This is a genomic window from Streptomyces sp. NPDC006733 (assembly GCF_040636125.1).
In the GTDB taxonomy this organism is placed as follows: Bacteria; Actinomycetota; Actinomycetes; order Streptomycetales; family Streptomycetaceae; genus Actinacidiphila.
Genome location: NZ_JBEYJD010000005.1, coordinates 281373 through 289529, shown reverse-complemented (window position 1 = coordinate 289529; position 8157 = coordinate 281373). Strand labels below are relative to the sequence as shown.

Below are 8157 nucleotides of genomic sequence, written 5' to 3'. Positions count from 1 at the left end.
GTCACCAATACCGGTCCTTCGGAGATCACCGGAGATCTCGGCGTGAGTCCGGGTACGTCGATCACCGGGTTCCCGGCCGGCACACGAGTGCCGGCCCGCCGTCGTTCGTGTCAGAACCTGGGCAGCGGTACGAGCAGCTCCGGGCGCAGCGCGAGGTCGCGGAGTTGCGCCATGGTAAGCGGCGGCGCGGCCATCCAGGCGGGGTCGGAGGGGCGGCCGGACAGCGAATCTCCGGCGTTGACATCGATGAACATCGAGCGACCGTCGGGAAGTGACAGGCCGGCGCAGTATCCTGCGACGCTCTTCCAGCGGGCGTCGTCCCTCAGCCGAACCCCGGGCAGGATGCGCCACGTCCACAGGGTGCGGCCGCCGCTCAGTTCCGTCTTCCCGCACTCCGCCGTCCAGGGCTTCGTGTCGAATTCGGCGCAGACGTCGTGCGGTCCGTACGCGTCCGGTGCGAAGTTGTGGATCGAGATCTCGCCGTACCTCCCGTCCTTGGTCACCCGGTACGTCCCGTCACCGATCGCGACGTTCTTGTCGGGTTCGGCCTTGCTGTTCAGGTCGATCCGGCCCACGTCCGATGGGAGCAGTTCCCTGAGCAGCGCGGTCTGCGTCAGCCCGCTGTACTCCGTAGCGCTCTGCACCCGCGGTGCCCTGCCCGTGCCTGGCATCAGCAGCAGGCCGGCGGTCACCGCGCCGGCGAGGGCCAGCGCTGAAACGGCGATCCGGGCCCGAGTGCGCCGCCGTCTCAGGGTCCGGGCCCGGGCGAAGATCCGTTCGGTCGTGCCGTTCGGTCCGGGCACGAGACCGTCGACGGCCCTCTGCAACAACTCCCTGACTGCTTGGTCCTGGCTCATACCCGTTCTCCCTGCACTTCGGCACGGAGCGCCGCCATCCCGCGCGCCGCGTGGCTCTTGACGGTGTTCTCCCGCATGCCGAGCGCCTCGGCGGTGGCCTCGACGGTCAGGTCCTCCCAGTACCGCAGGACCAGGACGGCGCGCTGTTTGGGCGTGAGGCGGGCGAGCGCCGCGCGGACGGCCAGGCCGGTGTCCGCGTCGGTCTCGGGGCCGGGGCCGACCGGCTCGGGCAGTTCGCCGTAGGGCTGCTCGCGGTGCCAGAAGCGGCGGCGGGAGGCGATGAACGTGTTGACCAGGGTCTTGCGGGCGTACGCCTCGACGTTGTCCAGGCGCTGCAGCCGGCGCCGGCCCAGGATGACCTTCACCAGGGTGGTCTGTACGAGGTCGTCCGCCTCGTCGCGGTCGCCGCAGAGCAGGTAGGCGCTGCGGAACAGCGCGAGGCGCCGTCCGGCGATGAACGCCTCCAGCGCGTCGTCGCCGCGGTCGGCACCGTCCTCCTGCGACATGTCGTCCCCTCCCTCGCCCCGTCCGGGCCGGCAGCCCGTCACTGTGTCAGTGCGCTGGACGGCCCCGGAGGTTGCACCCGGGGGTGACGTATGTCGCTTCGTGCGGTGGGGGCTTCACCCGGGGCGGACGGCGCCGATAGTTTCTGCTGCATGTTCGCTGCCTACGCCGCACGTATCGACCGTGACCAGCCGCTGAACGGCCTGGAGCTGGGGGAGCGCCCCGAGCCCGAGCGCCGGGAGGGGTGGACGACCGTCACGGTGAAGGCCGCGTCGCTCAACCACCACGACCTGTGGTCGCTGCGCGGCGTGGGGCTCGGGCAGGAGCGGCTGCCGATGATCCTTGGCTGTGACGCGGCCGGCATCGACGAGAACGGCGACGAGGTCGTCCTGCACTCCGTCATCGGGCAGTCCGGGCACGGCGTCGGACCGGACGAGCCGCGCTCGATCCTCACCGAGCGGTACCAGGGGACTTTCGCCGAGCGGGTGTCGGTGCCGGCGTGGAACGTGCTGCGCAAGCCGGCGGAGCTCTCCTTCGAGGAGGCGGCCTGCCTGCCGACCGCGTGGCTGACCGCGTACCGGATGCTCTTCACCAACGCGGGCGTGCGGCCGGGCGACTCGGTCCTGGTGCAGGGCGCGGGCGGCGGCGTGGCGACGGCGGCGATCGTGCTGGCGAAGGCCGCGGGGCTGCGGGTGTTCGCGACGAGCCGCGACGAGGGCAAGCGCAAGCGCGCGGTCGAGCTGGGCGCGGAGGCGGCCTTCGAGCCGGGCGCGCGGCTGCCGCGGCGGGTCGACGCGGTGATCGAGACGGTGGGCGCGGCGACCTGGTCGCACTCGGTGAAGTCGCTGCGGCCCGGCGGCACGCTGGTGATCTCGGGCGCCACCAGCGGCTCGAACCCGCCGGCCGCCGAACTGACCCGGATCTTCTTCCTGGAGCTGAAGGTCGTCGGCTCCACGATGGGCACCAAGGACGAGCTGGAGGACCTGCTCAGCTTCTGCGCGGCCACCGGCGTCCGACCGGTGATCGACTCGGTGCTGCCGCTGGACCGGGCCCGCGAGGGCTTCGAGAAGATGGCGGACGGCGACCTGTTCGGAAAGATCGTGCTGACCGCGAACTGAACGGCCGGGTGCGGGTCCCGTCCCGCGGAACCCGCACCCTTCCCCCGTGCTTCGCGCCCCGCGCCGGCCCGTCAGTCCTGGGGGCCGCGCAGCACGGCGGCGATCCGGGCCGCCGCGGTCGACAGGTGGCGCCGCGCCTCCCGCAGCTGGCCCGCGTCGACGCCCCGGTCGCGGGCCGCGTCGCGGATGTCGTCGCGGAAGCGGTCCAGGAGGCGTTCCAGCTCGCGGCCGGGGTCGGCCACGTCCTCCGACCCGGTCTCCCGGGCCCACTCCGGCTCGTCCGCCTCGGCGGGGGCGTCAGTGGCGGCCGCGTCGGCAGGCGCGTCAGCGGCCGCGTCCCGGTCCTGCCGCAGGTAGCCCGGCCAGGCGGTCGAGATGTGGCCGGTGGCCCGGCCCAGCGCGCCCAGTTCGCGGTTGAGCTCGGCGAGGCCCTCCTTGAGGCCGCCCTGCCAGTCGCCCTCGCGGACGTGGGACTGCACCTGCTCCTGGACCTGCTTGGCGATCCGCTGCACCTCCACGCGGGCGAACTCCTGGGCCTCCTTGGCCTGGAGCCGGGCGGTGCGCGCGTCCTCCTTGGCGCGGCGGCTCTCCTCCTTGGCGCGCCGGGCCTGGTCCTTCCACTCCTGCTTCATGGCGCGGAAGTCCGTGCCGGCGCCGTTGGGCGGAGCGCTGCGCGCCTGCTGGGCAGCGGCCCGGATCTCGCGGCGCAGGTCGCCCGCGGCACCGCGGACGTCCTCGCGGATCTCGGCGGCCAGCGTCGAGACCGACTCGCGGATCTCGTTCTCCAGGTCCGCGATCTCGTCGGCCCTGGAGGCCAGTTCCGCGCGGCCGCCGTCGGAGATGGAGTACACCTTGCGGCCGCCCTCGGTGCTGTGGGTGACCAGGCCCTCCTTCTCCAGCTTGGCCAGCCGCGGGTAGACGGTGCCGGCGGAGGGCGCGTAGAGGCCGTGGAAGCGCTCCTCCAGCAGCCGGATCACCTCGTAGCCGTGGCGCGGGGCCTCGTCCAGGAGCTTGAGGAGGTACAGCCGCAGCCGGCCGTGGGCGAAGACGGGGGGCATGTCAGACGTCCTTCCGGAGCGAGGGGGTCCCGTCGGCCGACGCGCCTGACGGCTCGTCGTCGACCGGTGGGCGGCGCAGCAGGGCGATGGCGCCCGAGACGGTGGTGGCCTTCAGGTGCGCGCCGCCGGTGCCGATCCGCCCGGTGATGCGCTTGGCGCCCCACTGGCCGCTGACCCGCAGGTCCTCGAAGGCGCAGGAGACGGCTCCGCTGGCGGTGTTGGCGTCGACGTCGGCGTTGGCCGGGTCCGGGATGCGCACGGCGATCTCCCCGGAGACGGTGTTCAGCCGGACGTCGGCGCCCGGGGGCGTCTCGGCGGGGGCCAGGTCGAGCACCATGTTGCCGCTGACGGAGTCGGCCTTGATGCGGGCGCCGCTGCCCTCGACGACGGTCAGGTCCCCGGAGACGGTGCTGACCTGGAGGTCACCGGAGACCGCCTGGGCCTCGACGTTGCCCGAGACGGTGTTGGCGCTGACCGGTCCGGCCACGCCGACCAGGGTGACGTCCCCGTTGACCCCGCGCACCTGGATGGCCTGCGAGAGGCCGGAGACGACCGCGCTGGCGCCGACCACCCCGACCTCGGCGCGGGTGTGCTGCGGCACGGCGAGGGAGACGACCGCGTGCCGCTCCCAGCCCTTGCCGCCGAGCCACTTCAGGAAGCCCTTCCACTCCAGGTCGTCGTAACCGACGGTGAGGACTCCGCCGTCGAGGCTGACCACCAGCGGCGGTCCGTCGAGCTCGCCGACCTCCAGCCGGGCCGGCCCCTCCTCCACGCCCACGACGTTCACCGCGCCACCGACGATGCGCACGCGCACGGTGTCGACGGGCGCGTCGAAGACGAGCTTCTGTGGTTCGGTGACGGTCCATTCCGACGTGCCGCTCATGTCGACCCTCCTCGGTGGTACGGCAGGCAACGCAACATATCGCGTCTAGGTGATAGACACGATATATCGCGTACCGGAGAAGTCAAGCGGCCCGTTCCGAGGCGTCGGGCCGCTCGCGGCTCACTCCTCGTCGTCCTCGTCGTCCAGCCTGGCCAGCCAGGTGGCGAGCCGCTCCACGGGGATCTCGAAGTCGGGGTTGAGGTCGACGAACTCCCGCAGCCGGGAGGCCAGCCACTCGAACGAGACCTCTTCCTCGCCCCGGCGGCTCTCAAGCTCCTCGATACCGCGATCGGTGAAGTACACGGGATGCTCCATAGCTCCAAGCAGTGGTCACCGGTGCACACGGACACCGCGACACGGGGACGGTGGGACATTCCAGGCAAGGATAGGCAGCATTCCCACACTCCCTCGCGCGGGTCCCCGCAGGCCGCTAGCCTTTCGTCACAGCAGGCCGAACGGGGGGTGACGCGGCGTGACAGGGGGGTATGGGGGCGCACAGGACGCACAGGGAGACGACTCGGATCCGTTCGAGACCCTGGCGCCCCTGGTGAGAGCCGCCACCGTACGGGTTCACGCACCGCCCCCCGGGTATGCCCCCGACGGGTCCGGTGGGCCGTCCGCTGGGGACGTCGCCGTCCGCCCGTGGGGCAGCGGTTTCTTCGTCGCCCCGAACTGGGTGCTCACCTGCGCCCATGTGGCGCTTCGGGGCGAGGGGGGCGCGGTGGCTGACGGTGGACGCGAGGTCGGTCTCACCTTCGACGGGCACACGGTGCGCGGCCGGGTCGAGTGGGCCGAGCCGCTGGAGAACCCGGGCCCGGGACTGTGGCCCGCCCCCGACCTGGCGCTGATCCGGCTGCTGGAGCCGGTGCCGCACGCGTGCGTCTGGCTCACCGAACGCACCTCCAAGGTGTTCACCCGCAAGGAAGTCGCCTTCTTCGGCTGCATGGAGGTGGACGGCGAGGTCGAGGACGTCAGCGGCCGCTGCACCATCCGCGGCGAACTGGGCCGGGACGGCAAGCTCCGGCTCGGCAACGAGGACGAGATCCCGTCCGGCGCCTCCGGCGGCCCGGTCGTCGACCTCGCGCGCGGCGAGGTGATCGGCGTGCTCAAGGCCCGGCGGGGCGGGCAGGACGGCGGACTGGCCGTCTCCGTGCTGCAACTGCGCGGGCTGCCGCTGCCGCAGGGCCCGGCCAGGGCCGAGTCCGACGACCTCTTCCAGCGGGTGGTGCACGGCCACGACCGGCACCACGCCGACCGCCACCGGCTCGCCGACACCAACCGGACGACCTGGACCGACGCCCACAACCTGCTGGGCGCCACCGCCGGGCGCGCCCTGTCGCCCGGGATGCGCACCGAGCTGCTCGGGCTGCTCGCCGAACTGCCGCCGCCGGTCAGCACGGCGAGCCTGCTGGCGGCGGTGAACGAGCTGCGCGGCCAGCCCTGCGAGAACCTGCCGCTCGCCCCGCGCTCCTGGCGCGACGGGCTCGGCCTCCTGTACGACCTGCGGCGCGGCCAGAGCGAGTTGGAGACGATCCTGCGGTACTGCGTGCGTGTCGCGACGGCGGAGCGGCCGTACGAGGCGGCGCACGGCGCCGAGCGCCGGCTGTGGAACTGGGCGGCGGCCGTCGCCGCGAGCGAACGGGACCTGTCGCGCGGCTTCCGCAACGACCTGGGCCGCGAGTGGCTCTCCCGGGTCAACGCCCGCCGCATGGACCCCGGCCCGTCCGGGGTCCGCGCGGCCCCCGACCCCGGCAGCCGGCCCGCCCGGGAGCCGGTCTCCGCCCCCTCGGTGCTGCTGGAGATCGACCGCCGCGGCTGGGAACGCGACAGCTACGACTGGCGGATCGCCATCGTGGACGCGGCGGGCGACGTCCTGCCGGTGGCCGAGGGCGCCGACGGCACGCGGCTGGGCGAGCTGCCGCAGCGGCTGGGCGCGCCGCTCGCCGAGGCCTTCCGCCGCTGCGACGAGCCGGGCCGCCCGGCGGTCCTTCAGGTGGCGGTGGTCAGGGCGCTGCTCGAACTGCCGGTGGAGACCTGGCGCACCCGGCCGGACGGCCCGGCGCTGGGCGAGGTGCGGCCGGTCGTCGTCCGCCCGGCCGACCCGGACTACGACCCGGACGAGGTCAGCGAGGACGCGGCGCTGCGGCGGGCCCGCTGGAAGCGCGTGCAGGCGGGTCCGATGGAGCCGGTGATCCTGGACTGCGACCACGGCACGCCGGCGCCGGTGCCCGCCGACGCCGAACTGCGGTTCCGCGGGCTGTACTCGGTGCCGATCCTGTGCCGCGCCTCGGAGGCCGAGGACGGCCCCGCGGCGCTGCGCCGGGTGACGGGCGCCGGCTACGGGGTCGTGCTGTGGCGACGGGAGCGGGCCGGAAGGGACCGGGTGTGCTCGGACTTCCACCGGGGGGTGGAGCGCACGGTCACGGACGCGGGGCAGGCCGACCGGCTCCCGGAGGCGGTGCGCCGGCTCCGGTTCGACCTGGCGCACCACGAGCTGGAAGCCTATTTCTCGCAGGACCTGATCCTTTTGTACGACGACCCCACCCGACCGCTGCCCGGCACCGATCAGCCGCTGGAGACGCCATGACCGGCCGAACACACCCCTTATGCTCCGCCCCCACTCCGTGGGACGGTCGGTACGTGGTCTGCGCTCCTGCCATCGACGTACGAGCGACGAGGAGCACATAGTGCCTGACAACAACCCGCGGCCCGACGCGACTGCCGGGGCCGACGGCATCGAAGAGAACGAGTGGCTGATCTACCGGGGCGCGGGGGAGCCGCACGACGGGATCAGCGCGCTGCCGGACCCGCCGCCCTGGCGGGACTTCGACGGCGGCCCCCTCGTGGAGCCCGGCCCCGGCACGGACAGCGCCTCGACCCGCCGCCTCGGCGCCTACCGGCACATGGCGCAGCTGCACCGGCCGAGCCCGGAGGAGCTGGAGATCGTCAACGCCGCGCTGTACCTGCGGCGTCCGCTGCTGGTCACCGGCAGCCCCGGGACGGGCAAGAGCACCCTGGCGCACGCCGTCGCCTACGAGCTCGGCCTCGGCCGGGTGCTGCGCTGGCCGATCGTCAGCCGCACCACGCTCCAGGACGGCCTCTACCGCTACGACGCCATCGCCCGGCTCCAGGACACCCAGATCGCGGCGAGCAGCCGGGCCCAGACCCCGGGCGGCATCGGCAGCTACATCCGGCTGGGGCCGCTCGGCACGGCGCTGCTGCCGACCGCCCGGCCGCGCGTCCTGCTCGTGGACGAGCTGGACAAGAGCGACATCGACCTCCCCAACGACCTGCTGAACGTCCTGGAGGAGGGCGAGTTCGCGATCCCAGAACTCGAACGGCTCGCGGAGCGCGAGCCGCGGGTCGAGGTGCTCACCGACGACAGCACGAAGGTGACGGTCGAGGACGGCCGGGTCGGCTGCCGGGCCTTCCCGTTCGTGGTCCTGACCAGCAACGGCGAGCGCGACTTCCCGGCTCCGCTGCTGCGCCGCTGCATCCACCTGGAGCTGGGGCAGCCCGACCACAAGCGGCTGGCCACCGTGGTCAGGGCGCACCTGGGCACCGAGGCGGCCAGGATCGGCGACGACCTGATCACCCGGTTCCTGGAGCGCTCGCGCAGCGAACTCCTCGCCGCCGACCAGCTGCTGAACGCGATATACCTCACGCACCACGCCGCGCCGCCGTCCCGCGACCGGCTCGCCGACATGCTCATCCAGCGTCTCGACAGGCCGAGGTGA

8 protein-coding genes are annotated in these 8157 nt (G+C 73.3%); 3 read left to right on the top strand and 5 right to left on the bottom strand.

What is annotated here, in order from left to right; translation table 11 throughout:
• Nucleotides 1-110 precede the first annotated feature (110 nt).
• Nucleotides 111-857, bottom strand: a complete 747-nt coding sequence (locus ABZ721_RS07545; RefSeq protein WP_358787648.1) for a hypothetical protein — start codon at nt 855-857, stop codon at nt 111-113.
• The gene (locus ABZ721_RS07540; RefSeq protein ID WP_358787647.1) at nt 854-1363 is read right to left on the bottom strand and encodes a SigE family RNA polymerase sigma factor; all 510 of its coding nucleotides are present in this window, start codon (nt 1361-1363) and stop codon (nt 854-856) included. The genes ABZ721_RS07545 and ABZ721_RS07540 overlap by 4 nt, the downstream gene beginning before the upstream one ends.
• Before the next feature lie 150 nt (nt 1364-1513).
• On the opposite strand from ABZ721_RS07540, the gene ABZ721_RS07535 reads away from it, so the two are divergent.
• Nucleotides 1514-2479 (top strand): zinc-binding dehydrogenase, encoded by a 966-nt coding sequence (locus tag ABZ721_RS07535; protein WP_358787646.1) that lies wholly within the window; start codon nt 1514-1516, stop codon nt 2477-2479.
• A 71-nt stretch (nt 2480-2550) separates the two neighbouring features.
• Here the strand turns inward: ABZ721_RS07535 and ABZ721_RS07530 are convergent, their stop codons facing one another.
• The 3 genes from ABZ721_RS07530 to ABZ721_RS07520 all read right to left on the bottom strand — a co-directional run bounded on the left by ABZ721_RS07530 (nt 2551) and on the right by ABZ721_RS07520 (nt 4723).
• Nucleotides 2551-3537, bottom strand: a complete 987-nt coding sequence (locus ABZ721_RS07530) for a PadR family transcriptional regulator (protein WP_358787645.1) — start codon at nt 3535-3537, stop codon at nt 2551-2553.
• Nucleotide 3538: 1 nt separating this feature from the next.
• Nucleotides 3539-4420, bottom strand: a complete 882-nt coding sequence (locus tag ABZ721_RS07525; protein WP_358787644.1) for a DUF4097 family beta strand repeat-containing protein — start codon at nt 4418-4420, stop codon at nt 3539-3541.
• Between the two features lie 120 nt (nt 4421-4540).
• Nucleotides 4541-4723: a DUF6104 family protein gene (locus tag ABZ721_RS07520; protein WP_269274433.1), complete on the bottom strand. Its 183-nt coding sequence runs from the start codon at nt 4721-4723 to the stop codon at nt 4541-4543.
• A 169-nt stretch (nt 4724-4892) separates the two neighbouring features.
• Here ABZ721_RS07520 and ABZ721_RS07515 point away from each other — a divergent pair, with 169 nt between their 5' ends.
• Nucleotides 4893-7007, top strand: a complete 2115-nt coding sequence (locus tag ABZ721_RS07515) for a trypsin-like peptidase domain-containing protein (protein WP_358787643.1) — start codon at nt 4893-4895, stop codon at nt 7005-7007.
• A gap of 100 nt (nt 7008-7107) precedes the next feature.
• Nucleotides 7108-8157 carry a MoxR family ATPase gene (locus tag ABZ721_RS07510; protein WP_358787642.1) on the top strand — a complete coding sequence of 350 codons (1050 nt, stop codon included), beginning with the start codon at nt 7108-7110 and terminating at the stop codon, nt 8155-8157.

Coding starts and splice junctions, on each gene's coding strand:
- ABZ721_RS07545 (WP_358787648.1), bottom strand. CDS start 857: ATGAGCCAGGACCAAGCAGTCAGGGAGTTGTTGCAGAGGGCCGTCGAC.
- ABZ721_RS07540 (WP_358787647.1), bottom strand. CDS start 1,363: ATGTCGCAGGAGGACGGTGCCGACCGCGGCGACGACGCGCTGGAGGCG.
- ABZ721_RS07535 (WP_358787646.1), top strand. CDS start 1,514: ATGTTCGCTGCCTACGCCGCACGTATCGACCGTGACCAGCCGCTGAAC.
- ABZ721_RS07530 (WP_358787645.1), bottom strand. CDS start 3,537: ATGCCCCCCGTCTTCGCCCACGGCCGGCTGCGGCTGTACCTCCTCAAG.
- ABZ721_RS07525 (WP_358787644.1), bottom strand. CDS start 4,420: ATGAGCGGCACGTCGGAATGGACCGTCACCGAACCACAGAAGCTCGTC.